At 50.6% G+C, this 26,993-nt stretch carries 24 protein-coding genes; 12 read left to right on the forward strand and 12 right to left on the reverse strand.

Annotated features, from left to right (window positions below):
• Nucleotides 1–2: 2 nt before the first annotated feature.
• Nucleotides 3–1,361 carry a 3-hydroxybenzoate transporter MhbT gene (gene mhbT, locus SBG_RS10230; protein WP_000194240.1) on the reverse strand — a complete coding sequence of 453 codons (1,359 nt, stop codon included), beginning with the start codon at nucleotides 1,359–1,361 and terminating at the stop codon, nucleotides 3–5.
• Between the two features lie 125 nt (nucleotides 1,362–1,486).
• Here mhbT and SBG_RS10235 point away from each other — a divergent pair, with 125 nt between their 5' ends.
• From SBG_RS10235 to preA, 8 genes are all read left to right on the forward strand, one after another.
• Nucleotides 1,487–2,395, forward strand: a complete 909-nt coding sequence (locus SBG_RS10235) for a LysR substrate-binding domain-containing protein (RefSeq protein ID WP_000024652.1) — start codon at nucleotides 1,487–1,489, stop codon at nucleotides 2,393–2,395.
• Between the two features lie 131 nt (nucleotides 2,396–2,526).
• Nucleotides 2,527–2,925: a CidA/LrgA family protein gene (locus SBG_RS10240; protein WP_000045714.1), complete on the forward strand. Its 399-nt coding sequence runs from the start codon at nucleotides 2,527–2,529 to the stop codon at nucleotides 2,923–2,925.
• Nucleotides 2,922–3,617, forward strand: coding sequence for a CidB/LrgB family autolysis modulator (locus SBG_RS10245; RefSeq protein ID WP_000987990.1), 696 nt, complete (start codon nucleotides 2,922–2,924; stop codon nucleotides 3,615–3,617). Before SBG_RS10240 ends, SBG_RS10245 begins: the two co-directional genes overlap by 4 nt.
• A 153-nt stretch (nucleotides 3,618–3,770) precedes the next feature.
• The gene (gene cdd / locus SBG_RS10250) at nucleotides 3,771–4,655 is read left to right on the forward strand and encodes a cytidine deaminase (protein ID WP_000553524.1); all 885 of its coding nucleotides are present in this window, start codon (nucleotides 3,771–3,773) and stop codon (nucleotides 4,653–4,655) included.
• A 177-nt stretch (nucleotides 4,656–4,832) separates the two neighbouring features.
• A complete protein-coding gene (gene sanA / locus SBG_RS10255) occupies nucleotides 4,833–5,552 on the forward strand; it encodes an outer membrane permeability protein SanA (protein ID WP_000920072.1) in 720 nt (239 codons plus the stop codon).
• Entirely contained in the window at nucleotides 5,549–5,794 is a 246-nt protein-coding gene (locus SBG_RS10260; protein WP_079775200.1) for a DUF2542 family protein, read from the forward strand. Before sanA ends, SBG_RS10260 begins: the two co-directional genes overlap by 4 nt.
• A 204-nt stretch (nucleotides 5,795–5,998) precedes the next feature.
• Nucleotides 5,999–7,240: an NAD(P)-dependent oxidoreductase gene (locus SBG_RS10265; RefSeq protein WP_001136425.1), complete on the forward strand. Its 1,242-nt coding sequence runs from the start codon at nucleotides 5,999–6,001 to the stop codon at nucleotides 7,238–7,240.
• Nucleotides 7,234–8,469 (forward strand): NAD-dependent dihydropyrimidine dehydrogenase subunit PreA, encoded by a 1,236-nt coding sequence (gene preA, locus SBG_RS10270; protein WP_000956094.1) that lies wholly within the window; start codon nucleotides 7,234–7,236, stop codon nucleotides 8,467–8,469. The genes SBG_RS10265 and preA overlap by 7 nt, the downstream gene beginning before the upstream one ends.
• A gap of 74 nt (nucleotides 8,470–8,543) precedes the next feature.
• Here preA and mglC read toward each other — a convergent pair whose 3' ends face one another.
• The 6 genes from mglC to folE all read right to left on the reverse strand — a co-directional run bounded on the left by mglC (nucleotide 8,544) and on the right by folE (nucleotide 15,513).
• A complete protein-coding gene (gene mglC / locus SBG_RS10275; RefSeq protein WP_001275104.1) occupies nucleotides 8,544–9,554 on the reverse strand; it encodes a galactose/methyl galactoside ABC transporter permease MglC in 1,011 nt (336 codons plus the stop codon).
• 15 nt (nucleotides 9,555–9,569) lie between these two features.
• Complete coding sequence (mglA, locus tag SBG_RS10280; protein ID WP_000535909.1) at nucleotides 9,570–11,090, reverse strand: galactose/methyl galactoside ABC transporter ATP-binding protein MglA; 1,521 nt, start codon at nucleotides 11,088–11,090, stop codon at nucleotides 9,570–9,572.
• Nucleotides 11,091–11,223: 133 nt separating this feature from the next.
• Nucleotides 11,224–12,222: a galactose/glucose ABC transporter substrate-binding protein MglB gene (gene mglB / locus SBG_RS10285; protein WP_001036948.1), complete on the reverse strand. Its 999-nt coding sequence runs from the start codon at nucleotides 12,220–12,222 to the stop codon at nucleotides 11,224–11,226.
• Nucleotides 12,223–12,515: 293 nt separating this feature from the next.
• Complete coding sequence (galS, locus tag SBG_RS10290; protein WP_000628638.1) at nucleotides 12,516–13,538, reverse strand: HTH-type transcriptional regulator GalS; 1,023 nt, start codon at nucleotides 13,536–13,538, stop codon at nucleotides 12,516–12,518.
• A gap of 149 nt (nucleotides 13,539–13,687) precedes the next feature.
• A complete protein-coding gene (gene yeiB, locus SBG_RS10295; protein ID WP_000440867.1) occupies nucleotides 13,688–14,830 on the reverse strand; it encodes a DUF418 domain-containing protein YeiB in 1,143 nt (380 codons plus the stop codon).
• 14 nt (nucleotides 14,831–14,844) lie between these two features.
• Nucleotides 14,845–15,513, reverse strand: coding sequence for a GTP cyclohydrolase I FolE (gene folE / locus SBG_RS10300; protein WP_001139606.1), 669 nt, complete (start codon nucleotides 15,511–15,513; stop codon nucleotides 14,845–14,847).
• 327 nt (nucleotides 15,514–15,840) lie between these two features.
• Between folE and fghA the strand changes: the two genes are divergently transcribed.
• Nucleotides 15,841–16,698, forward strand: a complete 858-nt coding sequence (gene fghA, locus SBG_RS10305) for an S-formylglutathione hydrolase (protein WP_000425500.1) — start codon at nucleotides 15,841–15,843, stop codon at nucleotides 16,696–16,698.
• Here fghA and SBG_RS10310 read toward each other — a convergent pair.
• Together SBG_RS10310 and SBG_RS10315 are read right to left on the reverse strand one after the other, a co-directional pair.
• On the reverse strand, nucleotides 16,687–17,076 hold the full coding sequence (locus tag SBG_RS10310; RefSeq protein ID WP_015702929.1) for a helix-turn-helix domain-containing protein: 390 nt from the start codon (nucleotides 17,074–17,076) through the stop codon (nucleotides 16,687–16,689). The two genes, fghA and SBG_RS10310, sit on opposite strands and share 12 nt — an antisense overlap.
• Before the next feature lie 4 nt (nucleotides 17,077–17,080).
• Nucleotides 17,081–18,448, reverse strand: a complete 1,368-nt coding sequence (locus SBG_RS10315; RefSeq protein ID WP_015702930.1) for an L-serine ammonia-lyase — start codon at nucleotides 18,446–18,448, stop codon at nucleotides 17,081–17,083.
• A gap of 216 nt (nucleotides 18,449–18,664) precedes the next feature.
• Between SBG_RS10315 and serB the strand changes: the two genes are divergently transcribed.
• The gene (serB, locus tag SBG_RS10320) at nucleotides 18,665–19,552 is read left to right on the forward strand and encodes a phosphoserine phosphatase SerB (RefSeq protein ID WP_000111547.1); all 888 of its coding nucleotides are present in this window, start codon (nucleotides 18,665–18,667) and stop codon (nucleotides 19,550–19,552) included.
• Between the two features lie 32 nt (nucleotides 19,553–19,584).
• On the forward strand, nucleotides 19,585–20,907 hold the full coding sequence (locus SBG_RS10325; protein WP_000023800.1) for an MFS transporter: 1,323 nt from the start codon (nucleotides 19,585–19,587) through the stop codon (nucleotides 20,905–20,907).
• Between the two features lie 43 nt (nucleotides 20,908–20,950).
• Here SBG_RS10325 and cirA read toward each other — a convergent pair whose 3' ends face one another.
• From cirA to yieE, 3 genes are all read right to left on the reverse strand, one after another.
• Nucleotides 20,951–22,942, reverse strand: a complete 1,992-nt coding sequence (gene cirA / locus SBG_RS10330) for a catecholate siderophore receptor CirA (protein ID WP_000489297.1) — start codon at nucleotides 22,940–22,942, stop codon at nucleotides 20,951–20,953.
• A gap of 348 nt (nucleotides 22,943–23,290) precedes the next feature.
• Nucleotides 23,291–24,760 (reverse strand): lysine-specific permease, encoded by a 1,470-nt coding sequence (gene lysP, locus SBG_RS10335; protein ID WP_000535002.1) that lies wholly within the window; start codon nucleotides 24,758–24,760, stop codon nucleotides 23,291–23,293.
• A gap of 188 nt (nucleotides 24,761–24,948) precedes the next feature.
• Nucleotides 24,949–25,812: a DNA-binding transcriptional regulator YeiE gene (yieE, locus tag SBG_RS10340; RefSeq protein WP_000548309.1), complete on the reverse strand. Its 864-nt coding sequence runs from the start codon at nucleotides 25,810–25,812 to the stop codon at nucleotides 24,949–24,951.
• Nucleotides 25,813–25,932: 120 nt separating this feature from the next.
• On the opposite strand from yieE, the gene SBG_RS10345 reads away from it, so the two are divergent.
• Complete coding sequence (locus SBG_RS10345) at nucleotides 25,933–26,982, forward strand: YeiH family protein (protein WP_000136266.1); 1,050 nt, start codon at nucleotides 25,933–25,935, stop codon at nucleotides 26,980–26,982.
• Nucleotides 26,983–26,993 lie beyond the last annotated feature (11 nt).

Genomic DNA, 26,993 nt, shown 5'->3' on the forward strand with positions numbered 1-26,993 from the left:
CCTTATTCGTTTACGACGCTGGCACGCGGCAGGTCGTCAGGTACAGAAATCGAAAGGCGGACAACCACCGTCAGTAGGGTAAGCATTACCGCACTGATGGTCGCCGGAATGGCAATAACGAAAAACAACGTATCGAAAGAGAAATTGAGCGCCATCATCATGCCGCCGGAGAGCGAACCGACAATAGCACCGCAGCGTCCAATAGCGTTCGACCAGCTCACGCCCGTCGCACGGCTTTGGGTTGGGTACAGAGTTGCCGTCAGAGCATTGAGCCCGACCTGGGAACCACTAATACCGATACCGGTACCGAAAATCGCCAGCGCCATCAGCCAGAGGCCATTTTCACTCAGGCCTATCATGACGATACAGACCGCGCCCAGCGCATAGCTCACCGCCAACACCCGGAAAGGATTAAGTCGGTCCATTAATACGCCGAGTAACAGCGCGCCAAGCGTACCGCCTATCTGAAACGCAGCGGTCACCCACGACGCCTGTTGCAAATTGATGCCGCGATGGTTAAGCAGTGTCGGCATCCAACTGGAAAGTAAATAGATAATGAGCAGACTCATAAAGAACACCACCCATAACATCAGGGTAATAACAAGCTGCCGTCCGGCAAAAAGCTGTCGAATACTGCCTTTGGCGACTGCCGCCTTCTCATGCAGAAAAAATTGCGTATCGTGATAGCGCTCGCCGGTGATGGCACTGACCGTCCGGGCGACAACCGCCTGCGGCAATTGGCGGCGTACCTGCCAGCGGGGAGACTCCGGCAGCGCGAACAACAGGCCGAAAAACAGCATTAGAGGCAAAACGCCGCCCAACGCCAGGATGCCGTGCCAGCCAATCAGCGGCACCAGTTGCGCGCTGACAATCCCACCCATTGCCGACCCCAGCGTAAACCCACAGAACATGAGTGTGACCAGAGCGCCGCGTCGGCGAGCGGGCAGATATTCCGACGTCATGGTGATGGTATTCGGCATCGCCCCGCCCAGCCCCAGACCGGTTAAAAAACGCAGTAGTACCAGCGTTTCTATGTCCGGTGAAAAAGCGGACAGCAGGCTCAGGGTGCCAAAGAGCCCCACACAAAGCTCAATGACACGTTTGCGGCCAAAGCGATCCGCCAGCGGCCCGCATAGCAGCGCACCAGCCGTGAGCCCCAACAACCCGGCGCCAAATAGCGGCGCAAGTTCGCTGGCGCTTAACTGCCAGTGGGTTCGAATATCCGGAGCGATGAAGCCAATCGCGGCGGTATCGAAACCGTCGAGCATGACCACCAGAAAACAGCAGATAATAACGCGCCACTGCATTTTGCCGACGGGCGCGGCATCAATCAGGGCTTGTAGTTCGCGTCGTTGAGTCATAGTGAATGCCTCAGTGCAGGGAGGTAGATGTTGTTTTTATGTTTGCTATGTTACGAGTTTGTAGAGCAAGAGATAAAATGTACAATGGCTTTTCAGGCAGAGACATAACCTGGAGGTTATAGCGAATGGCGAACTGGGCGCAGAAATTGAAATTGCATCATCTGCAAACGCTGGTTGCGCTGGGCGAACAAGGCAATTTAACTCACGTCGCCCGGATGATGAATATCTCTCAGCCAGCGCTGTCAAAATGGTTGTCTCAGCTCGAAGATGAGATAGGTATCACACTTTTTGAACGTCACAGTAAAGGGCTCCGCCCCTCAGAAGGGGGGAAATTACTGCTCCAGCATGCCCAGCGTTTAATTAACGATCTGGAACGTTCACAGTATGAAATTGCCCGCTTCAAACAGGGTGGTCTGGTGGGTAGCCTGAAGATCGGCTGTTCGCCGGTGGCGACAGACTGCGTCTCGCAGGCGATTCTCAGCCTGCTTGACGAAATGCCGACATTGCACCTGAATATCGAAGAGAAGGTAATGACGCCCCTGCTACACGATTTGCTTGCCGGCCAGGTGGATGTGGTCGTAGGGCGTGTGGGCGGACGCGCTCTGCAACTACCGCTTAACTATCAGGTGCTCTATACCGAGCCAGTCTGCTTTGTGGCACGCCCACACCACCCGCTGGCTGCACGAGCGCAAATCGCCTGGAGCGATCTGGCCCACTGGCGGTGGATAGTCTGGCCAACCGGCACCCCTATTCGCATTAGTATTGATAACGCGCTCGTCGATAACGGCGTGATGCTGCCGGAAAACACCATTGAATCAGCGTCGATGAACGTCAGCACTAATTTGCTGCAAAGCAGCGATATGATCTCTATTCTTTCTCTACGGCTGGCGCAACGCTACGCCAGCCAGGGGCAACTGGCGATTTTAAACTTGCCAAAAATTGAGCAAAAAGGCAGCGTAGGGATGTTCTGGCGTAAGAATGAGACGCCATCTTTGGCTCTGAGTCGCTTTCTCTATTTTTTAGCCCAGGTTTAACGCCGTCGACCCAGGACATTGCCCGATGTTCCTGCTGTCTATACCCACTATGCTAAGAATTCATGATGTGATCGGTAGCACGTTTTAACGTTTAATTGTATGATGAATCCATCTCATCAAGGGCTTGAAACATGAGTAAGTCACTGAATATTATCTGGCAATATATACGCGCTTTTGTATTGATCTATGCCTGTCTGTATGCAGGCATTTTCATTGCATCACTGCTTCCTATCACTATTCCCGGCAGCATTATCGGGATGTTAATTCTGTTTGTTTTGCTGGCGCTGCAAATTCTGCCAGCCAAATGGGTTAACCCCGGCTGTTATGTGCTAATTCGATATATGGCGCTACTGTTTGTGCCGATTGGCGTCGGCGTTATGCAATATTTTGATTTACTGCGTGCGCAATTTGGCCCGGTGGTAGTTTCTTGCGCTATCAGTACGCTGATCGTTTTTGTGGTCGTGAGCTGGAGTTCACACCTGATACACGGTGAGCGTAATGTGATTGGGCAGAAAGGAGCGAAAAAATGATGTCATATATCTGGTGGTCGTTACCGCTAACGCTGGCGGTCTTCTTCGCCGCCCGCAAACTGGCGGCACATTTTAAAATGCCGTTGCTGAACCCGCTGTTGGTGGCAATGGTTGTCATTATCCCTTTTCTGCTGCTGACCGGTATCCCCTACGACCACTACTTCAAAGGCAGCGAAGTACTTAACGATCTGTTGCAACCGGCGGTAGTGGCGCTGGCCTACCCGCTTTATGAGCAGCTACACCAGATTCGCGCACGCTGGAAATCCATTATTAGCATCTGTTTTGTCGGTAGCATGGTCGCGATGGTTACGGGAACCTCCGTCGCATTGCTGATGGGCGCAACGCCTGAAATCGCGGCATCGGTACTGCCTAAATCCGTGACTACGCCTATTGCGATGGCGGTGGGCGGCAGTATCGGCGGCATCCCTGCCATCAGTGCAGTCTGCGTGATTTTTGTCGGTATTCTTGGCGCGGTGTTTGGCCACACGCTGTTAAACGCGATGCGCATCCGTACCAAAGCGGCGCGCGGACTGGCAATGGGAACCGCTTCACATGCGCTCGGTACTGCGCGCTGCGCCGAACTGGATTACCAGGAAGGTGCATTTAGCTCACTGGCTCTGGTGATCTGCGGCATCATCACCTCGCTGGTAGCGCCCTTTTTGTTTCCGCTCATTCTGGCGGTAATGCGCTAACGACGGGACAAAAGACCGGGTTAAAATTTGCGATGTGTCGCGCATTTTTCATTTAAGTTTCACAAGTTGCATAAACAATGAGATATAAATCACATATTGTGCCCTGACAGGCCCGTAAACTACGATTCCATTACATTGTTATGAGGCATCGCCATGCATCCACGTTTTCAAACTGCTTTTGCCCAACTTGCGGATAATTTGCAATCAGCACTGGCCCCTATTCTGGCGGATCACCATTTTCCCGCTATGCTGACCGCAGAGCAGGTCTCGACGCTTAAAAACGCGACGGGGCTGGACGAAAACGCGCTGGCTTTCGCACTGTTACCGCTGGCGGCGGCCTGCGCCCGTACCGATTTGTCCCACTTTAACGTCGGTGCGGTTGCGCGTGGCGTCAGTGGCAACTGGTATTTCGGCGCGAATATGGAGTTCCTGGGCGCCACCATGCAGCAAACCGTTCATGCTGAACAAAGCGCGATTAGCCACGCCTGGCTACGCGGCGAAAAAGAGCTCGCCGCCGTCACCGTCAACTATACGCCCTGCGGCCACTGCCGCCAGTTTATGAACGAGCTGAACAGCGGTCTGGATCTGCGCATTCATCTGCCGGGCCGCGAACCGCATACGCTACGCGATTATCTGCCCGACGCTTTCGGACCTAAAGATCTGGAAATCAAAACGCTGCTGATGGACGAGCAGGATCACGGCTTCGCGTTAACCGGAGATACGTTAACGCAAGCGGCAATTACCGCGGCCAACAAAAGCCATATGCCTTATAGCCAGTCGCCGAGCGGCGTGGCGCTGGAATGCAAAGATGGCCGTATTTTCACCGGCAGCTATGCGGAAAACGCCGCCTTTAACCCTACGCTTCCCCCGCTGCAAGGCGCGCTAAACCTTCTGAGCCTTAATGGTTATGACTATGTCGATATTCAGCGTGCGATTCTGGCGGAAAAAGGCGACGCGACATTAATTCAATGGGATGCCACCGCGGCGACGCTGAAAGCATTAGGCTGCCATAATATTGATCGCGTACTTCTTGGCTAAGCTAATCTGCCGGATAGCGACGCTCTGGCGTCTTATCCGGCCTGATATCGCCTTATTCTCTCTCATACTCAAAGGAAAGTATGCTGAAAATCTCCGCAATCAGACGGCGCTTTCTTGCGCTACGTCTTCGGGTACAGTAGCCTGATTGCACTTTCATCCTGGTATCGAGTTTCCTGCATGTTAAAGCGCGTGTTCTACAGCCTGTTAGTCCTGATCGGCTTGCTGCTGTTGACGGTGCTCGGCCTCGATCGGTGGATGAGCTGGAAAACAGCGCCCTATATCTATGACGAATTACAGGATCTCCCCTACCGCCAGGTGGGGGTGGTGCTGGGAACGGCCAAATACTATCGCAAGGGTGTGATTAATCAGTATTACCGCTACCGTATTCAGGGCGCGTTAAATGCATACAATAGCGGCAAAGTTAATTACCTGCTGCTAAGCGGTGATAACGCCCTGCAAAGCTATAACGAACCAATGACCATGCGCAAAGACCTGATCGCAGCGGGCGTCGATCCTGCGGATATTGTGCTTGATTACGCGGGGTTTCGTACGCTTGATTCGATTGTGCGTACCCGCAAGGTTTTTGATACTAACGACTTTATTATTATCACCCAGAAATTCCACTGCGAACGCGCCTTATTCATTGCTCTGCATATGGGGATTCAGGCGCAGTGTTATGCAGTCCCTTCGCCCAAAAATATGTTGACGGTGCGCCTGCGTGAATTTGGCGCCCGGTTTAGCGCGCTGGCGGATCTCTATATTTTTAAGCGCGAACCCCGTTTTTTGGGCCCGCTGGTGCCGATCCCAACGCAACATCAGGTGCCGGAAGACGCCCAGGGTTATCCGGCAGTGACCCCAGAACAATTACTTGAACTGGAAAAGAAAAAAGGAAAATAAACATGGATGTGCAAACGTTATTTATCGCATTAGCTTTTTTGCTTGCCCCTGTTTTTTGTTTCCGTGAAGCCTGGAAAGGCTGGCGAACCGGCGCAGTAGATAAAATAGTCAAAAATGCGCAAGAACCGGTTTATATCCATCGCCATGCCGATCCCATACAATATTGGATTTATCTTTTTCTTTATGCCGGGTGCGGTTTTTTATTTACGGGAATGATTATTTATTTTATTTTTTATCGTTAATCTATTTATTACCCCTTTAAAATTGAGAATAATTATTATTATGATATAAGGAACAAATGCTGTTTTGCATTCTGGTTTCATTTTTTTGTGAATTCTTTCACAGAATACCCTTCTTTCAATGCTTAGGCTGGTTATAGATTTTGGATCATAAAAACGCGTTATTTGCGTTTCGCCTTAATTTATTCAAGCATTAAGGAAGATTATATGCCGCAACAAAATTATCTGGATGAACTCACGCCTGGTTTTACGCCATTACTGGCAATAAAAGAGGCTTCACGTTGTTTATTATGTCACGATGCGCCCTGTAGTCAGGATTGCCCGGCACAAACCGATCCGGGGAAATTTATTCGTTCTATTTACTTTCGCAATTTTAAAGGCGCAGCGGAAACTATCCGGGAAAATAACGCGCTTGGCGCCGTCTGCGCCAGAGTCTGTCCCACGGAAAAATTATGCCAGCGCGGGTGTACACGTTCCGGGATAGATAAACCTATTGATATTGCACGCCTGCAACGTTTTATTACCGATTTTGAACAGCAGACTGCCATGCAGATTTATCAGCCCGGGAGTAAAACACGCGGAAAAGTCGCGATTATTGGCGCAGGTCCGGCAGGTTTGCAGGCAAGCGTGACACTCACGCATTTAGGCTATGACGTCACCATTTACGAAAAACAACCGCAACCCGGCGGATGGCTGCGTCACGGCATCCCGGCATTTCGTCTGCCGCAAAGCGTTCTCGATCAGGAAATTGCCCGCATTGTAGGGATGGGTGTCAATATTAAATGCAATTGTGACGTGGGCGAGTCGCTATCGCTTGAGCAACTCAAAGCCGAATATCGCGCCGTGCTGATGACCGTCGGGATGTCCAGCGGCTCTGATTTACCGTTATTTGAGCAAGCCAGTCACGTAGAGATTGCCGTTGATTTTTTACAGCGCGCCCGTCAGGCCAACGGCAATATTAGCGTTCCGCGTAGCGCATTAATTATTGGCGGCGGCGACGTAGCGATGGATGTCGCCAGTACGTTAAAAATTCTCGGCTGTCCTTCCGTCACCTGCGTGGCACGGGAAGAATTAGCCGAATTCCCCGCCAGCGAAAAAGAATTTACCAGTACGCAAGCATTAGGCGTATCGATTATTGATGGTTTTACGCCTGTCGTCGTCAGCGGAAATAAAGTGACCTTCCACCATGTACGCCATTCAGGAGAACTGACGCTGGAAGCGGAAAATATTATTTTGGCCGTGGGGCAGCACGCGCGACTGGATACCTTTGCGGAGATAAAAGCGCAGCATAATATTATCGACACGCACAATTATCAAACCGACGACCCGGCGATCTTTGCCGCTGGCGATATTGTTAAAGGCGATAAGACCGTCGTTTATGCGGTAAAAACAGGAAAAGAAGCCGCTCAGGCTATTCACCATTATTTAGAGGAGGCCTGCTCATGTTAACAAAAGATTTGTCTGTTACCTTTTGCGGCGTTAAGTTTCCCAATCCATTTTGTCTTTCTTCTTCTCCGGTAGGCAATTGTTATGAGATGTGCGCCAAAGCCTATGATACCGGCTGGGGCGGGATCGTTTTTAAAACCATTGGTTTTTTTATTGCCAACGAAGTCTCTCCACGTTTTGATCACCTGACGAAAGAAGATACCGGTTTTATTGGTTTCAAAAACATGGAGCAAATTGCTGAGCATCCGCTGGAAGAGAATCTGGCCGCCATTCGACGGCTAAAACAGGATTATCCGGATAAGGTGCTGATTGCTTCCATCATGGGGGAAAATGAGCAACAGTGGCAGGAACTGGCGCGTCTGGTTGAAGAAGCCGGTGCGGATATGATTGAGTGTAACTTCTCTTGCCCGCAGATGACCTCGCACGCCATGGGAAGCGATGTAGGGCAAAGCCCGGAACTGGTTGAAAAATACTGCCGCGCCGTAAAACGCGGTTCATCTTTGCCAATGCTGGCGAAGATGACGCCGAATATTGGCGATATGTGCGAAGTCGCGCTGGCCGCCAAACGCGGCGGAGCCGACGGTATCGCCACCATCAACACCGTGAAATCCATTACTAACATCGACCTGAACCGCAAAATCGGGATGCCTGTGGTTAACGGTAAATCCAGCATCTCCGGTTATTCAGGAAAAGCGGTGAAACCCATTGCGTTGCGTTTTATCCAGCAGTTGCGGATGCACCCTGAACTGCGCGATTTCCCGATTAGCGGTATCGGCGGCATTGAGACCTGGGAAGACGCTGCCGAATTTCTGCTGCTGGGCGCGGCGACCCTACAGGTGACGACAGGCATTATGCAATACGGTTACCGCATTGTAGAAGATATGGCGAGCGGCCTCAGCCACTATCTGGCCGATCAGGGTTTTGCCTCATTACAAGAGATGATCGGGCTGGCGAATGGCAATATTATCCCGGCGGAAGACCTGGATCGCAGCTATATCGTCTATCCGCAGATTAATCAGGAGAAATGCGTCGGCTGCGGACGTTGCTATATCTCCTGCTATGACGGCGGTCATCAGGCGATGGAGTGGGATGAACACAGCCGCACGCCGCATTGCAATACGGAAAAATGCGTCGGTTGTCTGCTGTGCGGTCATGTCTGCCCGGTCTCCTGTATTGATTTAGGCGAGGTCAAATTTAAAAGAGGCGAAAAAGAACACGCGTTAACGCTGTAGCTCACGGTATAAAGCCCGGCGCGCAGTCTCGCTGCGCCGGGTTGTCTGATAAGCAAGGCAATACGTCTGGAGAACTACTTTTTACGCGCGTATTTCAGCGAATCCAGCGCCACGGCGAAAATGATAATTCCGCCTTTGATAATGTACTGCCAGTACGGGTTTACCCCGATATAGGTCAGACCATAGTTAATGACGGTAAAAATAATGACGCCGGTCACCACGCCAAAGACAGTGCCTACCCCACCGCTGAACGACACGCCGCCGACGACGCACGCGGCAATCGCATCCAGCTCATACATAAAGCCGAGGTTGTTCGTTGCAGAACCAATACGCCCCGCTTCCAGTAAGCCGCCGAAGGCGTAAAACACACCGGAGAGCGCGTAAATCATCAGTAGGTTCAGCGCCACGTTGACTCCGGATACTTTTGCCGCCTCCGGGTTACCGCCAATAGCAAAAATATTTTTACCAAAGCGAGTCTTATTCCACAGTACCCAGACAAACGCCACCGCTATCAGGGCGTAAAAGGTGATGTAAGAGAGCCGAAAACTCCCCAGCGCCACAAATCCCTGCGCAAAGGTGGAGAAGCCGCTGTCAAAGCCGGAAATAGGCGAAGCGCCGACAAAATCATAGTAAAGGGAGTTGATCCCGTAAACGATAATCATCGTACCCAGGGTGGTAATAAACGGCGTTACATTCAGATAAGCAATGATAATGCCATTCACCAGACCAATTACCGCGCCAATCGCACAGACAATCAGGATGACCACCGCAATTGGCATAGTCGCCATTTCCGGAAATACTTTATTGGCATTTTCCATGGATTGTAGCAGCGTTGCCGCCACAACCGCCGCCAGCCCCACCTGACGTCCTGCCGACAGGTCTGTCCCCTGGGTGACGATGAGCCCCGCTACGCCTAATGCAATAATGATACGCACTGAAGATTGCGTCAGAATATTACTTAAATTCAGCAAACTTAAAAAAGTCGGGTCCTGGAAAATAATAATCGCCAGCAAAACTAAAAGCACGACGTAAATGCCGCCCTCTTTCAGCCAGGTAAGGAAACTTTTCTTATTTAACGCACTCATAAGGAGCCCCTGATCTTAAAGGTGCAAAGAAGCAAGACGCAAAATTTCGTTTTGCGTTGTTGTTTTAGTATCGACAATACCGGAAACGAGACCATTGCTCATTACCAGGATACGATCGGTAATCCCTAACAGTTCCGGCATTTCAGAAGAGATAATGATGATCCCTTTGCCTTTTTTCGCCAGTTCCGCAATAAGCTGATAGATTTCAAATTTTGCACCGACGTCAATACCGCGTGTCGGCTCATCCAGCATTAATATTTCCGGCTGCGTTAATAGCCATCGTCCAATGATCACCTTTTGCTGATTGCCGCCAGAAAGCGAACCAATTTGCGTGCGATGTCCCGGCGTTTTTACCCGCATGGAATCAATAACCCATTGGGTATCGCTTTTCATTCGGGAATTATCCAGTAATCCCACTTTATTTTTATAATTGCGGATATTCGAAATTAAGGAGTTAAAACCGATGTCAAGATAGGCGTAAATCCCGGTAGAACGTCGCTCTTCGGTCACCAGCGCAAAACCGTGGTTAATTGCTTCATTCGCATTGTGATTATTAATTTTCTTGCCATGTAAAGTGATTGTCCCGGACGACTTTTCACGGATACCGAATAACGTTTCGACGATATCGGTACGCTTTGCTCCAACCAGACCAGCAATACCCAGAATTTCTCCTTTGTGCAGATCAAAGGAGACATCGCGAATGGAAGGCTGGCGCAGCGAGGTCAGGTTACGCACTGTCAGAATCACGTCGCCCGGCTTATTTTCTTTATCCGGAAAACGCTGGTTCAGGGAACGTCCGACCATCATCGCAATGATCTTATCCATATCCAGCCCTTCCAGCGGCTGGGTGGCAATCCACTGACCGTCGCGCAAAATAGTAATTTCATCGCACAATTGAAAAATTTCTTCCATTTTATGCGAGATATAAACAATACCGCAGCCGCGTTCTTTCAGCTTGCGAATAATTGTAAACAGATGATTAACCTCTTTCTCGGTTAATGATGAGGTTGGTTCATCCATAATAACGATTTTGGCATTATAGGAAAACGCCTTCGCAATTTCTATCATCTGCATTTGCGAAACGGATAACGTTCCTACGCGCGCGCGTGGGTCAATATCGATATCCAGTTCATCAAATATCGCTTTGGTATCCTGGTACATTTTATCCTGATCGACAAACATACCTTTGGTAGGATAACGCCCCAGCCACATGTTATCCATGACCGAACGTTGTAATACCAGGTTTAACTCCTGGTGTACCATCGAAATCCCATTCTCCAGCGCTTCTTTCGCCGAATGGAAGTCCACTTCTTTTCCCTGAAATACAATGCTGCCGGAGTCTTTTTGATAAATACCGAAAAGACATTTTAATAATGTTGATTTACCTGCGCCGTTTTCACCCATTAATGCATGAATAGAGTGCGGACGAACGTTTAAGTTGACATTATCAAGCGCTTTCACGCCGGGAAATGATTTGTTAATGCCACGCATTTCCAACAAATATTCACCCGACGGCGGAGAAATCGTGCTGCCCATAATGATACCCTGTCGGCCTTTTTAATTATGACTATCCGCGCCGGATGGCAGAAGAAATACGTTATCCGGTCTGCGGCGCGTCACCCTTCCACGGTTTCAGGGCGCAACAAAATTGCGCCCACAGACGGAAAAGTTATTTTTGGGTAAATTCGCTCAGATTGTCTTTGTCCACGCCGACATAAGGCACGCGCACGATTTTGTTCTCAATCTTCCAGTTAGTGCCATCAGCCGCGCCCTTACCTTCGGCAAGGTTTTTTGCCAGTTCGAATGTTGCTTTCGCCTGATTGTTCGCGTCATTCAGCACCGTTCCGGCCATCGCCCCCGATTTCACCAACGCCAGGGCTTCCGGTAACGCATCAACACCAAAGACCGGGATCGCCGATTTATTATGCGCTTTCAGCGCTTCTACCGCGCCCATCGCCATCGCATCGTTATTGGCAATAACCACTTCAATCTTGTTAGCGTTCGGACCAGATAGCCAGGCATCCATCTTATCTTTTGCCTGCGCGGTATCCCACATAGCGGTATCTAATGCCAGTTGCTCAGTCTGAATACCTTTGTCATTTAACTCTTTCACCACATACGTCGTACGGGCTTCCGCATCCGGATGCCCCGGCTCGCCTTTTAACAGGACATATTGAATTTTACCGTCTTTATTCAGATCCCAACCCTGATTCGCCTGCCAGTGTTTGGCAATTAAGTCGCCCTGAATCACACCGGATTCTTTAGAGTCAGTCCCGACATAATACGCCTTGTCATAGCTGTCCAGCGCTTTGCGGGATGGCTCTTTATTAAAGAACACTATCGGCACATTTTGCCCACGCGCTTTTTCAATCACGGTACCAGCCGCTGCCGGGTCGACCAGGTTAATCGCCAGTGCTTTCACGCCTTTCGCCAGCAAAACGTCAATTTGATCATTCTGTTTGGACTGATCGTTTTGCGAGTCATTCATCAGCAACTGAACATCCGGCGCGGATTTGCCATCTTTTTCAATCGCCTTACGCACGACGGACATAAAATTATCGTCGTATTTATAAATCGTCACGCCAATACGCGTATCCGCCGCATTCGCGTGCGCGCCGAATAACAGACTTGCCATCACGGCAGAAAGGGTCAGTACCTTCTTATTCATGGTAGCTCCGGTTTTATTATAGAGGGTATAGCGTAAGAAAATGCCCGGCGACTCAGCACGTTAACGTCGCGTTACTGAAGGCCAAAGCGTATTAATTCAACTTTTTATTTTTGTGTCCGGTAAGTCGCAGGATAGGGTGATAACCGTGTTCAGAAGCACAATAACGCGGCAAAACCGATCGCTGACTGTTACATATCAGTTACAGTGCGACAAACGTTGTCATCATAGCTATCACAATGTTAATAAACTGTGAATTTACTCACAGATTGAAAACGGTTACATGCGATGAGTAATCAGTTAGTGATCAGCACCGCATTCTGTCGCAACGCCACCGAATGACGCCGAACCAGCGTCGGCATAAAGCAGTGCGTCGCGGTGATATCCAGCGTACCTGCAGCGCCCTGTAGCGCCAGTTCTGTCGCAATTTTCGCCATAGAAGCAATAGGATAGCGTACAGTCGTCAACTGAGGATCGGTATAACGCGCAATAGGAATATCATCAAAACCGATGATAGACAGATGCAAGGGAATGGCGATGCCATTGTCTTTTAACGCCGTCAGCGCTCCTGCCGCCATGTTATCGTTATAAGCGAATACCGCCGTCAGCTGCAGATTGCGCCCCAGTAACTCAACCATCGCCGACTCGCCGCCCTGCATATCCGGCGTACCGGTGCCAATCCAGCTCTCGGACGCAGAAATCCCCTGCTCATGCAGCGCATTTAGCCATCCTTCCCGGCGCATTGCGTCATCTTCAATACGGTGACTGGAAGCAAGGTAGCCGATTCGCTGATGTCCGTTATTTAACAACATTCGGGTTGCCATTCTGGCACCGCTCACATTATCGAGACAGACGCAGCGATGCGCATATCCCGGGACGATACGGTTAATCAGCACCATGCCGGGAATCTGATCCATAAAGTCGCCCAGCTCGCGATCGGTTAAAGCTTTTGAGTGAACAATCAAGGCATTGCAACGCTGGCGAATCAGGACTTCAATAGCATGACGCTCCTTTTCCGCTTCATGATAGCTATTGCCAATGAGGACATATTTCTGGTGGTGTTGGGCCACCTGATCCACGGCTTTCACCAGCGCGCCGAAAAACGCATCAGAAACATCCATCACTACGACGCCGATGGTGTCGCTCACCTGTGTAGCCAGCGCCTGGGCATTCGCATTTGGCCGATACCCCAGCAATGTCACGGCTTGCATTACGCTATCACGGGTATCGGGACTGACCAACGCGCTATTATTCAGTACGCGGGAAACGGTCGCTACAGACACGCCAGCCTGGCGCGCGACATCACGAATGGTGATCATATTCACTGCCCTGTTTGAGTTCAGAAATGCTCACGAATGTCCCGTCAGCAGGCGGCTATTTTGTCAGCACCCAGAGCAGGACTGCGTGAGTAACGTCACAGGGATGGAAACGGTTACAGCCGTTTTGTTAATGAATGTGATCCAGATCGTTATCTGGATGTTCGGGATGCGCGTAGTGTGAATTGACGCCATAACCACTCGATCGGCCCCTGTCGCCAGAAACGTAGCCAGATAACGGAGAAGAGAAGGTTTATTGCCCATACCGGAACGACAAAGAACAGGAGTTCCAGCCGATTGAACGCCATAAATAAGCCAAACTGATAAAAAAGCGTGGTACAGATGATCGTCTGCAGCAGATAATTGGTCAGCGCCATTCGCCCTACGCAGGCAATAGCAAACACCAGTCTGAACCGGCTAAGCTGCGGCCAGTAACCCAATATCAGCGCAGCATAACCCAGCGTTTGAAACGGTGCGCTCAGTTCACGCGGCGCCTGTAACAGAAAGGCGCACCAGCGATATGCCCAGTCCAGCCGCCACTGTAAAATGATGGCAGGAAGGTTGATTGTTAACCCTAACGCCACCAGCAGAAACCCGGTACGGCGATAGTGCCGCAGACTGTACTGACCTTTCAGCCAGCCGCTACGCATCAGCGCAGCGCCCAGCAGCATCATACCTGCCAGTTGCCAGCCATATTGCGCACCAAGCGCCAGTAAACTATTCGACAGCATCTCCGCCCGGTTGCTAATGGCCTCCATACCGCCGTTCAGCTTCCAGTATTTTTCATACACTAGTGCGGAAGCATCCGGCGTCCAGGCGCGGCTGGTTTCGCTATTAGATATCACGCCTAAAAGCAGCAACACGCCAATTCCCACCAGATAAAGCAGTACGCCAGTATTAAACAGACTTTTTACCGAAGGCGCGTCGCGTACCAACCGCCAGCAGATAAGACCGACCAGACCGTAAGCCAGCAGAATGTCGCCATCCCAAAAGAATAGCGCATGGATAAAGCCCAACAGCGCCAGCAGCGTTAAGCGAGACTGAATCCACTGTTTTCCGCGCGGAAGCAGCATTTGTAACCCCGCGCCAAACAGCAGGGCGAACAGCGTAAGGAACTTGGCCTGCGCCACCAGATCGAGCATCGCCCAGGACCAGGCATCCTCGGGGATAATCGCACCATACCAGGCGGGGTTGAGATACGCAGCTTTTGGCAAGCCAAAAGCACTGATATTAAGAAGCAGGATGCCAAGAATGGCAACGCCACGAATAAAATCCAGCGTGACGTTACGCTCCATAGTTACAGCCTTAATCAGCTATGATGGCGAACAGCGCGCAGGAACTCCTGACGCGTGTTCTGGCTGGATTTAAACAAGCCGCCCAGCGAGGTCGTCGTCGTGGCGCTGGTCGCATCGCGTATACCACGCGCTTTCACACAGTAATGCACCGCATCAATCGAAACTGCCACATTATTGGTGCCAAGCAACGTTTGCAGCGCCGTCAAAATTTGCTGAGTCAGACGCTCCTGCACCTGCGGGCGCTGGGCGAAGAATTGCACGATACGGTTAATTTTTGACAGACCAATCACAGCGTCTTTAGGGATATAGGCGACGGTAGCTTTACCATCAATGGTCACAAAGTGGTGCTCACAGGTGCTGGTCAGCGTGATATCGCGAACGGTGACCATTTCGTCGACCTTCATTTTATTTTCAATGAGGGTAATTTTGGGGAAATTGGTATAGTCGAGACCGGCGAAAATCTCATCAACATACATCTTCGCGATACGATGCGGCGTTTCCATCAAACTGTCATCGCTCAAATCGAGATTCAGCAACTGCATGATCTCAGTCATATGCCCTGCGATGAGGCGTTTTCGCGTTTCATTATCTAATTCATCCACAGCCGGGCGCAGCGGCGTTTCCAGCCCCCGGGCAACCAGCGCGTCATGAACCAGGGCCGCTTCTTTACTGAGTGATGGCATTAATCGTGTTCTCCTGCAGATGTGGCGCCTTTGCCCTGCATGGGGCAAAGTTTGTCAATATTGTGACAGTGTGATTATTGTGCGTGAGGCAGCGCACATAATCCAGCATTCATACCCATAATTGTTGAAATTGTCGCAGCCTTTCATGACACCTTTTCCGGCGTGAGAATGATGACGGGACAAAGAATGAAATTGTTAACGCAACGTTATTTAAATGATGAAGCATGTTTATGCATTACGGAAGTGAAAGTTACTCACAGTGCGATAAATAAGCTGTATTATGGAGAATCTGCGTACCTTATCAGGTTCAAATAAAAGGAGCCCCGCATGGAAATGCTCGAAGAGCACCGGTGTTTTGGCGGTTGGCAGCAGCGTTGGCGTCATCACGCCACTACGCTGAACTGCACCATGACATTCAGCATTTTTCTTCCGCCGACTCAGGATAATGAACCGCCTCCGGTGCTGTACTGGTTGTCCGGATTAACCTGCAATGATGAAAACTTCACCACCAAAGCTGGCGCACAGCGTGTGGCTGCTGAACTGGGCTTGGTATTAGTGATGCCGGACACCAGCCCGCGCGGCGAACAGGTTGCCGACGATAGCGGATACGATTTAGGTCAGGGCGCCGGCTTTTACCTCAATGCCACACAGTCGCCCTGGGCCAGCCATTATCACATGTACGACTACCTGCGCGATGAGCTTCCGGCGCTTATTCAGACACAATTTAACGTCAGTGACCGTTGCGCCATCAGCGGACACTCAATGGGGGGGCACGGCGCCTTGATCATGGCGCTCAAAAACCCGGGCAAATATGCCAGCGTCTCTGCCTTTGCGCCTATCGTCAACCCCAGCCGCGTCCCGTGGGGAATCAAAGCGCTTACTGCTTATCTCGGCGAAGATGAATCCACCTGGGCTGAATGGGATAGCCGCGAATTAATGCTGGCCAGCCAGCCGCAGGACGCCATTCCTGTGCTCATCGATCAGGGCGACAGCGATCAATTCCTCGCTGACCAGCTTCAACCTGCAGTCCTGGCGGAAGCCGCACGGCAAACCGCCTGGCCAATGACGCTACGAATTCAGCCCGGCTACGATCATAGCTATTATTTTATTGCGTCGTTTATCGAGGACCATCTGCGCTTTCACGCCCGACATCTGAGAGGCGAGCGTGAGGCGTCACCAGCATAATGAATTTTCCAGCGCCGCGCTGTAGTTCACTTCTTCCGACTGCGGCGCGGAGGATTTATTGTTTAAATCCGCGACCTGCTGGCGTACCTGAAGACGGCCGCTGCCCTCGCCGCCTTCATAGCTCTCATGAAAATTACGTCGCTCGGATTCAAACAGCACCGCATTAAGGTTGTGCAACTTATCCAGCGCCCGCAGGAGAGAAATTAACGTATCAAGATTTAGCCCACCGCCCTTCTCAATACGCTTAATAGTAGCAATGCCGACTTGCGCACGATCGGCAAGCTGCTGCTGGGTCATAGACAAGGACAAACGCGTCTCCTTTAGGCGGGCGCACAACGACAGGATAATCTCATCGTTATTCATCGTATGATATTTCAATGGATCACCCTCGCTTGCGTGGCTGAATTTTTCCCAACGAACCATGATAGGTTTCGCGATATTTAGCGCTCATGTCTTTACCGGTCTCATACATCGCGGCAATGATCTCATCGAGTGTAATACAGGGGTCACTCACACGGCTGATTGCCATCGTTGCCGCGTTGATTGCTTTCACCGCGGAGATAGCATTTCTCTCAATGCAAGGAATTTGTACCTGTCCGCCCAGCGGATCGCAGGTCAATCCCAGATGATGCTCCATGGCAATCTCAGCGGCGCTCAGAGTTTGTTCCACCGAGGCTCCCATCAGTTCAGCCAGGCCCGCCGCCGCCATCGAACACGCCACGCCGATTTCCCCCTGACAGCCCACTTCAGATCCCAGAATAGAGGCGTTTTGTTTAAACAACAGCGCGATAGCAGTAGCGGTCAGGAAAAAGCGAGCCAGGGCGGAAGGGTCCAACGGTGTAATAAATTTATCATACCAACAGAGCACCGCAGGTATGATGCCGCACGCGCCATTAGTTGGCGCGGTAACAATCTGCCCGCCGCTGGCATTTTCTTCACTTACCGCAATGGCAAAAGCATTTACCCAGTTCAGTGCGGTTAAAAAATTGCTGACGGAACGGTTGGCCTGCAACGTTTTATGTAACGCACAAGCGCGCCGAGGCACCTGATACGGACCGGGTAACAGCCCTTCGGTATGCAGTCCGCGATACACAGCCTGTTGCATAACTTCCCATATCTGCGCCAGATAATTCTGCAATGTCTCTGGCGAATGGCGACACAGTTCATTTTTCATCATTAGCGCTGCCACAGACAGGCCGTTATGCCGACAAAGCGCCAACAACTGTGCGGCATCGTCAAATTCAAAGGGCGAGGCCGTCTGGAAAGGCAGCGATGACGTCAGTGGTTCACCATGTTTGCGAACCTGCCCGCCGCCGGTCGAAAACCAGGTCTCTTCATACAGTGTGAAATAATCATCCCTGGCGCGAAACGTCATCGCATAATGATGACCAGGGTGCGCCTGGCGATTGGCGATAATCTTTACCTTTACCGTAGTTCCGCCCGCCCCCGCGAGCGGTAGTTCGACTTTATTTTCATTTTCTGCACGTTTAATCGCCGCCATATGCGCGCGAAGATCCACATTTTCCGGCTGGTTGCCCAACAGTCCAAGGTAAAGCGCGATATCCACATTGTGGCATTTGCGGCTTAGCGATAGCGCACCGTAAAGCTCAATTTCGATTTCCCGCGCCAATGGCAACGTTTCTTGTTCTCTGAGCAATGAAATAAAATGGCAGGCGGCGCGCATCGGTCCTACTGTGCGTGAGCTGGATGGACCTATTACTATTTTGAATATATCAAGGCAACTTTCCATCGTTATATCAATCCTTTCATTTTCAGTAACATTAAGTTATCAATATCATCCTCGCATAGTTGATATATCAAAAATGATACCTTTTGTGTCTGAAGTTTACCGCGTATCAAAAACCATCCTTTTTTATCGTTTTCCTGGCATTAATATCTGTGATAGCGAGATATTCCACGTTTCAAAAGACACATTATAATAGCCGTAAATTAAGGGAGTCACAGTATGAGTGTTATTTATTTTATTACGACACAGGATATCAACACGTTTCAAAAAAAATTACCTGAAACGCTATTTCATGATATTAATATACCGTTTTCAAAATTATTTGACAGACGGTATACCGCGCTGATCGATACCGCCTATCTCAGGCTTACGCTACCACAAGAGTACCTTACACCTGAGATTTATCACCGTTTGCGTGAACTCTCATTACTCTGGTCTTTTGATTTTTTTATTAAGCCGCAATCATTGCCTGCTAACGGTATTATCGCGTTTGACATGGATTCTACATTTATTAAGGAAGAAGGTGTGGATGAAATAGCCTGCGCCCTCGGCATGACAGCGCAAATTGCCGCCATCACGCAACAGGCTATGGAGGGTAAACTTGACTTTAACGCCAGTTTTACCCGGCGTATCGGGATGCTGAAAGGCACGCCGAAAGAGGTCCTGAACGCGGTATGCGATCGCATGACCCTTTCGCCTGGTCTTTCAACTATTCTGCCGATAATTAAAGCTAAAGGATTTAAAACTGCGATTATCTCCGGCGGACTGGATATTTTCACCCAGCGTCTGAAAACGCGATATCAACTTGATTATGCCTTTTCGAATACGGTTGAAATACGTGATAACGGGCTGACCGACAATATTACCCTGCCGATTATGAACGCGACCAGAAAAAAACAGACATTAGTTGAACTGGGGGACCAATTAGGTATTACCACTGCCAATATTATCGCCTGCGGCGATGGTGCTAACGATCTGCCAATGTTACAACACGCAGGCATCGGTGTTGCCTGGAAAGCGAAACCACTTGTACGGGAAAAAATCCACCACCAGATTAACTATCACGGTTTTGAATTACTTCTTTTCCTTATTGAAGATGAATTATAACGCGACACAACTCGCCGGAAGGAAATTTTAAAATGAGTATAAAAACATTTATTTTCAGCCAGCCCGATAAGCCGATTGTTAAAGAAAAAGAAGAGATAGACCAGACCTATAAAAAATTTCGCATTGAAATTATAGCCTCTGTGTTTATCTCATATGCTGTCTTTTATCTCACTCGCAAAAACTTCTCCGCCGCGATGCCGACGATGCTGACAGAAACGTCGCTGACCGCAGAAGATTTCGCCATTATGTCGTCGATGTTTTACATTCTCTATGGCGCTATGAAGTTTGTCGGTGGAATGCTGGTCGATAAAATTAACCCGAAAGCCATGACCGGCCCGGTGCTGATTGGCGTGGGTATCGTCAATATTCTGTTCGGCTTTTCAGATAGCGTCGCGGCATTCTATGTGCTCTATAGCCTTAACGCGATACTACAGGGCACCAGTTTTCCGCCGATGGCGAAAATTATGGCTTCGTGGTTTTCAAAAAACGAACGGGGACGCTGGTGGGCTATCGTTGAGGCGGCGCACAATATCGGCGGTAGCCTCGCGCCGCTACTGACCAGTTTTGCAATCGCTTTTAGCGGTAGCTGGAAAATGGGTTTTTATGTTCCTGGCGCTATTTCGTTGCTGATGGGAATCGTGGCGCTATTTACCATTAAAGATCATCCCGGCACGTTAGGTTTACCCAACGTAGGACAGTGGCGTAACGACACGACCGAGCTTGCTCAGGTAAAGGCCAGCCCAGTGAATCTGAGCTTTTGGCAGATTTTTATAAAATATATTCTGACCAACCCACTGGTATGGATCATCATTATCGGTGATATGTCAGTTTATATTGCACGCACGATCCTTAACGACTGGCCGCAGATTTATTATTCACAGGTTCACGGCTGGAGCCTGATAAAAGCGGATTCGATTATTTCCTGGTTTGAGGCGGGTGGACTGGCGGGGGGGTTATTGGCAGGCTACTTATCTGACTTTATGTTTAAAAGTAACCGCTGGATGACCGGATTAATCTTTGCGTTAGCACTGTGCGTATGTATCGTGCTGGTGCCGCTGGTACAGGATACCTCTTATACCCTTACCGCTATTCTGTTCGCGATTATGGGCTTCGCCTTATACGGGCCGCATATGCTTTTTGCCGTAGGATGTCTGGATGTGACCCACAAAGATGCGGCGGGATCGGTAACCGGCTTTCGGGGATTGTTTAGCTATGTCGGCGCGGCAATGGCGGGTGTGCCGGTGATTATGGTGAAAAATAGCTGGGCGTGGTCGGGCGTTTATATCTATGCGTTAATCGCCATTCTGCTAACGACTCTGTCGCTGGCGTTGCTCTCCAGGCTGCATCGGTTATAACATTCTGGCGACAGCGGCAAAACGCGGCTGTCGCCAGTCTCTGTCAGAACCGGTAATCCACCGCCATAAAGTAACGACGTCCGTCTTCGGTATAACCGTAGTCGTCGCGTTTGAGATCTTTATCGCCCACGTTCAGAACGCCCGCACGCAGTTTAATGTTTTTTGTCGCCTGCCATGCTGCGCCGGTATCCCAGACCACATACCCGCCCGGCGTTTTCGCCGTTGCGCTATCGGCCCGCTTACGCCCGGTATAATTCCCTGATACGTAGAATGACCAGTCTTCGAGCTGCGCCGGTTTCCAGTCCAGCGTACCGTTCGCGGTGTGGAACGGCAGATCGGAAAGCGGCTTGTTCCCGCCATTACTGACGTCGCGTCCGTCGTTATAGGTGTAATTCAACGACAGTTTCCACGCCTCGTTAAACGGAACTTTCAACTCGGTTTCCACGCCCTGAATACGCGCTTTATTCACATTGTAATAACGGAAGACCGGAACGCGCTGTCCCCGGCTGTTGGTTTCGAAACCGACAAAGTTGGAATAGCCGGGCGCGGCGTTAACGTCAGGGGTACGGCTAATACTGATGCGATCATCCACATCGTTACGGAACGTAGTAACGCTCGCTTCCACCCCCTCCAGCATACCCTCTTCGCCGCGGTAGTAGAGACCAAGTTCCCAGCTTTCACTGGTCTCGGGTTTCAGATCAGGGCTACCGATAATACGGCATCCGCCACGGCAGGAGTTGGTCGCCCAGTCCGGACTTAATTGCAATAGCGACGGCGCTTTAAAGGCCGTGGCCCACCCACCTTTCACCGTCAGGGTATCCGTTGCGTTATAGACCAGATAAGCACGCGGGCTCCAATGGTCGCCATAGGTTTCATGGTCATCCATACGAATGCCAGTGGTCAACGCCAGCGGTTCAAAAATACGCCACTCATCCTCGAGAAACAGCGCATACTGGCTGGCGGACGTTTTCGTACTGGAACCACCGGTCAGGTTCACCGCATCGTTTAGTTTATCGTGACGCCATTCACCGCCGAAGGTAACAAACTGGTTGAGCGCCGCTAATGGCAGAACGTATTTGCCGTCAATAGAGTTACTTTCTGAGGTGATGGGGCTACTGTTGCCAGGATTTTTATTATCAACTTTTTCACCGTAGAACTTCAGTTCGCTATTGCCGAGATCCCAACGTCCGTTATGGCTCACCGAGTAGTTTTGCCGTTCCAGACGGTTTTTATCCAGCGAATCGGAGTCTCTGTCCTGGCGGTCAAAACCGTAGCCAGCGGTAACGTCATGATTTTCGTTTGGTGTCCAGGCAAACTCCACATTTCCATCCCGGCTGCTAAATCCTTCAATGCGCGGCGTTTCGCCGGTAGCGGTGGTAGAGGAACTCTGCTGATCGTCTTTCTCACGTTTCTCCAGACTGCCGTAAGCTTTCACCCCCAGCACGCCGTCAATCAGCGGTCCGCTGGTGAAAAACTGCCCGTTATAGGTGTCACCACGATCCCGGTGCTCCTGAATCGTGGAATCAACAGTGACGCTGCCATGCCACTTCTGGCCAATTTTTTTGGTGATAATATTGACTACGCCGCCCAGCGCATCGGAACCATACAACGATGACATAGGCCCGCGCACCACCTCAATGCGTTCGATGGCGTCAACCGGTATCCAGTTCAGATCAAAATCGTTATGGCGGAAGACGGCGTTACGGGAGTTGACGCGTTTACCATCAACCAGGATGAGCGTATAGCTACTGTCCAGGCCGCGAATACTCACGCCTTTACGATTATCCCCTTCGTTAGTGAGCTGTACGCCCGGCACCTCTTTCAGAACATCTTTCAGATTCTGTACGGGCCTGCGCTGTAAATCTTGCTGGGTAATGACGCTAATACTGGCCGGTGCGTCTTTCAGATTTTGTTCGATGGCGGACGCGGTAACCACCATGGTTTCGCCGTCCTCCGTTGCCGCGCCAACTGGCCAGGCAAACGTTGCTGCGGACACACAAAGCCCTACCCGAACGAAAGGGTTCAACCTAAACATTCCATTTCTCCATGAGGTAAATACGACAAAAATCGGTTATCGCTCACAACGCATGTACGTTTCGCCTGCGATAGTGGTTATCACGGCAAACTCTTTTTATGCAGGCGAGTCGGGCTGACTAGCGGCTGCCACGCCCAAATCTTCATCCTTTTCTGATTTCGAGCGTAACGATAAAGCAAACGATAATAATTATCAATTTAATTGTTAATAGTTATGTCACTCGAATGTAATTGTGGAGAAAAACAAAAAACCCTCTCGAATGAGAGGGTTAAAAGAAGGGGTCGTTCAGGCGGCCAGTGCCGGATGGCGGCACAGCTCCTTATCCGGCCTCCAGGCCGATTACCGCCGTTACTTTTTGATGCGCTCCGGGAAATGCATCTCGCTATAACGCACAAAATGCGTGCCTTTTATCAGCTTGTAACCAAACCAGATAATCAGGAACAGCGGAATACCGATATAGGTCGCCGCAACACCGCCCCAGTCAATGGTATCTTTCAGGAACGCTTCATAGTTCTGTCCTAACGTGATAATCAGGCACAGCACAAAGGCGAAGATCGGCCCCAACGGGAAAAACCCGGAACGATACGGCAAATCATTCACATCATAACCCTGCAACATGTAGCCGCGGCGGAAACGATAATGGCTGATGGCAATCCCCAACCAGGCGATGAAACCGGTCATGCCGGAGGTGTTCAACAGCCACAGATAAACGGTCTGGTTGCCGAACATCGACGTCAGAAAGCAAAGACCAGCAATCACGGTGGTGGCATAAAGCGCGTTGCGTGGTACGCCGCCACGAGACAATTTAGCAAAAATACGCGGCGCTTTACCGTCACAAGCCAGGGTATACAGCATACGGGTGGAGGCATACATTCCGGAGTTTCCTGCAGACAGTACCGCCGTCAGGATAACCGCATTCATTACCGCCGCCGCAGACAGCAAGCCCGCATGCTGGAAAACTAAGGTAAACGGACTAACGCTAATGTCTTTGACATCGTTGCGCAGCAGGTTCGGATCGGTATAAGGGATGATCAAACTGATAATCAAAATCGCAAAGACATAAAACAGCAGGATACGCCAGAATACCTGACGCACCGCGCGCGGAATATTCTTCTCCGGATTTTCGGACTCTCCGGCAGCAATACCAATCAGCTCGGTTCCCTGGAAAGAGAAGCCCACGATCATCGCGACGCCAATCATTGCCGCAAAACCGCCAGCGAAAGGCGCATCGCCCGTCGTCCAGTTGCTCCAGCCCACCGGCTCCACGCCTTTAAAAATACCGATAATCATTGCTACGCCAACAATGATGAAGATGATAACGGTCGCCACTTTAATTAACGAGAACCAGTATTCCGCCTCGCCAAAACCACGCACAGAAATGTAGTTCAATAAGAAAATGACACAGAGGAATAGCGCACTCCAGATCCACCCCGGTGTGTCCGGAAACCACCAGCCCATGACCAGTTGCGCGGCAACCAGGTCTACAGCAATGGTTACCGCCCAGTTGTACCAGTAGTTCCAGCCCAGAGCAAAACCAAAACCTTCTTCCACGTAGTTCTGGCCATACGTCGCAAACGAGCCGGATACAGGCATATACGCCGCCAGCTCGCCAAGACTGGTCATCAGGAAGTAGACCATCAAACCAATCAGAATATAAGAAAACAGCGCGCCGCCCGGCCCCGCCTGAGAAATTGTCGCACCAGATGCAACGAAAAGACCTGTCCCGATAGAGCCACCAATGGCAATCATCGTCAGGTGACGCGCCTTTAATTCGCGACGTAGCGCGGGCGCTTCTGTGGTTTTAGTTTTGGAACCCATGTGAAAATGCTATCCATCCAAAAAATGAGGCGCGATTGTAACAGACGAAATGCTATCCTTCCGGCACAAATGCGCGGTTATAAGAGACCTTCATGACCGGCCATGGATTATAAGTAAAGCAGAGAATAACGTATACGCATGCGGATACTAAAATGCTGATACCGCCCGGGCTGCCCTCCTCTTCATCCTTATTCACAGTAACTCAAAAAACGTTGCAACGCGTTAGAAAGATGTTTCTGCCGGTGATGAACACGCCACAACGTGCGTACCAGGCGCGGTAACGGCACGGCGACTTCACTCAGGGTTCCCGCCTGGAGTTGTTCGGCAATCACCCGACGTGACAAACAGCTTATTCCCAGCCCATGACGCACAGCATGTTTAATCGCTTCTGAGTTCCCCAGCTCCATCGCCATATGAAAACGCGGCAAATGCGACAACAGCAAATAATCCACAATTTCCCGCGTACCGGAACCGCGCTCGCGTAAAATCCATGGGGACGCCGCCAGCTGTTCCAGCGTAACCGGTCCTTGTGTGAGCGGCGAGGATGGCGCGGCAAAAACGACCAACTCATCTTCCAGCCACGGCTCGGAGATAATCTCTGTACTGTGACATGGCCCTTCAATCAGCCCGATATCGACCCGAAAATCCAATACGGCGTTAATGACGTCCTGGCTATTCCCTACGCTTAACTCCAGCGGCAATGCCGGGTAATGCTGACGATAGCGCGCAATCATCGCGGGCAAAATATAATTGCCGATAGTGCTACTGGCATAAATCCGTATCGCGCCATTATCTTCACGAAACAACTGCTCAATTTCTACCGCCTGCTCCAGCAATGCCAGTGCGCGCGGATACAACAGGCGACCATGTTCATTGACGACCAGCCGTTTTCCCACCCGGTCAAATAACTGCACGCCAAGCTGACCTTCCAGATCGGTGAGCGCAGCGCTAACAGCAGACTGCGATAATGACAGCATAACCGACGCCTGGGTTGTAGAGCCGCTTTTCAGTACTTCAGCAAATACTTCAAGTTGTCGTAGCGTAATATGCATAGTCGTATCCTACCGGTAGCGTGTCGCTTACCACTTATAAAGATTAATTATAAATATATAATCAATTTTATTTTTAAACCAGATCGCCGTAACCTTATTGCCCATATACAGGAGAAGGTTATGACAGAAATCACCTTGCAGAATCGTCGTCGTACAGTGTGGCATTTTATACCCGGGCTCGCTCTGAGCGCCGTTATTACAGGAGTCGCCCTGTGGGGCGGCGCAATCCCTGCCGTAGCAGGTGCGGGATTTAGCGCCCTGACCCTGGCTATCCTGCTGGGTATGGTTATCGGCAATACCGTTTATCCTCATATATGGAAACAATGCGACGGCGGCGTGCTGTTTGCAAAACAACATTTGCTACGTTTAGGGATTATCCTTTACGGTTTTCGCCTGACCTTTTCACAAATTGCCGATGTGGGCATTAGCGGTATTGTGATTGATGTATTAACGCTTTCCAGCACATTCATGCTGGCCTGCTTCCTGGGCCAAAAAGTCTTTGGCCTGGACAGACACACCAGTTGGCTGATTGGCGCGGGCAGCAGTATCTGCGGCGCGGCAGCGGTGCTGGCGACAGAACCGGTCGTCAAAGCGGAAGCCAGTAAAGTTACTGTCGCCGTGGCGACCGTTGTTATCTTCGGTACCATTGCCATTTTCCTTTACCCGGCGATATACCCGCTTCTGGCGCACTGGTTTAGCCCGGAAACCTACGGCATCTATATTGGTTCAACCGTGCATGAAGTGGCACAAGTGGTCGCGGCAGGTCACGCCATTAGCCCGGATGCGGAAAATGCGGCAGTGATCGCTAAAATGCTGCGCGTCATGATGTTGGCACCGTTCCTGATTATTCTGGCGGCCCGCGTTAAACAGCTTTCCCCGGCGACCGGCGCGGAAAAAAGCAAAATTACTATTCCATGGTTTGCTATTTTCTTCATCGTGGTTGCGATTTTCAACTCTTTCCACCTGCTGCCGAAAAGCGTAGTGGATATGCTGGTCACGCTGGACACGGTACTGCTGGCAATGGCAATGGCGGCGCTGGGGCTGACCACTCACGTTAGCGCATTGAAAAAAGCGGGGGCGAAACCGCTGCTAATGGCGCTGGCATTATTCGCCTGGCTGATTATTGGCGGCGGAGCCATTAACGTACTGATCCATCGTCTCATCGCATAAACCATTACGTT

The organism is Salmonella bongori NCTC 12419, assembly GCF_000252995.1.
Classification (GTDB): Bacteria; Pseudomonadota; Gammaproteobacteria; order Enterobacterales; family Enterobacteriaceae; genus Salmonella; species Salmonella bongori.

Bases quoted from the DNA above. Each gene is read 5' to 3' on its own strand.
- mhbT (WP_000194240.1), bottom strand. From the start codon at position 1,361: ATGACTCAACGACGCGAACTACAAGCCCTGATTGATGCCGCGCCCGTC.
- SBG_RS10235 (WP_000024652.1), top strand. From the start codon at position 1,487: ATGGCGAACTGGGCGCAGAAATTGAAATTGCATCATCTGCAAACGCTG.
- SBG_RS10240 (WP_000045714.1), top strand. From the start codon at position 2,527: ATGAGTAAGTCACTGAATATTATCTGGCAATATATACGCGCTTTTGTA.
- SBG_RS10245 (WP_000987990.1), top strand. From the start codon at position 2,922: ATGATGTCATATATCTGGTGGTCGTTACCGCTAACGCTGGCGGTCTTC.
- cdd (WP_000553524.1), top strand. From the start codon at position 3,771: ATGCATCCACGTTTTCAAACTGCTTTTGCCCAACTTGCGGATAATTTG.
- sanA (WP_000920072.1), top strand. From the start codon at position 4,833: ATGTTAAAGCGCGTGTTCTACAGCCTGTTAGTCCTGATCGGCTTGCTG.
- SBG_RS10265 (WP_001136425.1), top strand. From the start codon at position 5,999: ATGCCGCAACAAAATTATCTGGATGAACTCACGCCTGGTTTTACGCCA.
- preA (WP_000956094.1), top strand. From the start codon at position 7,234: ATGTTAACAAAAGATTTGTCTGTTACCTTTTGCGGCGTTAAGTTTCCC.
- mglC (WP_001275104.1), bottom strand. From the start codon at position 9,554: ATGAGTGCGTTAAATAAGAAAAGTTTCCTTACCTGGCTGAAAGAGGGC.
- mglA (WP_000535909.1), bottom strand. From the start codon at position 11,090: ATGGGCAGCACGATTTCTCCGCCGTCGGGTGAATATTTGTTGGAAATG.
- mglB (WP_001036948.1), bottom strand. From the start codon at position 12,222: ATGAATAAGAAGGTACTGACCCTTTCTGCCGTGATGGCAAGTCTGTTA.
- galS (WP_000628638.1), bottom strand. From the start codon at position 13,538: ATGATCACCATTCGTGATGTCGCGCGCCAGGCTGGCGTGTCTGTAGCG.
- yeiB (WP_000440867.1), bottom strand. From the start codon at position 14,830: ATGGAGCGTAACGTCACGCTGGATTTTATTCGTGGCGTTGCCATTCTT.
- folE (WP_001139606.1), bottom strand. From the start codon at position 15,513: ATGCCATCACTCAGTAAAGAAGCGGCCCTGGTTCATGACGCGCTGGTT.
- fghA (WP_000425500.1), top strand. From the start codon at position 15,841: ATGGAAATGCTCGAAGAGCACCGGTGTTTTGGCGGTTGGCAGCAGCGT.
- SBG_RS10315 (WP_015702930.1), bottom strand. From the start codon at position 18,448: ATGGAAAGTTGCCTTGATATATTCAAAATAGTAATAGGTCCATCCAGC.
- serB (WP_000111547.1), top strand. From the start codon at position 18,665: ATGAGTGTTATTTATTTTATTACGACACAGGATATCAACACGTTTCAA.
- SBG_RS10325 (WP_000023800.1), top strand. From the start codon at position 19,585: ATGAGTATAAAAACATTTATTTTCAGCCAGCCCGATAAGCCGATTGTT.
- cirA (WP_000489297.1), bottom strand. From the start codon at position 22,942: ATGTTTAGGTTGAACCCTTTCGTTCGGGTAGGGCTTTGTGTGTCCGCA.
- lysP (WP_000535002.1), bottom strand. From the start codon at position 24,760: ATGGGTTCCAAAACTAAAACCACAGAAGCGCCCGCGCTACGTCGCGAA.
- yieE (WP_000548309.1), bottom strand. From the start codon at position 25,812: ATGCATATTACGCTACGACAACTTGAAGTATTTGCTGAAGTACTGAAA.
- SBG_RS10345 (WP_000136266.1), top strand. From the start codon at position 25,933: ATGACAGAAATCACCTTGCAGAATCGTCGTCGTACAGTGTGGCATTTT.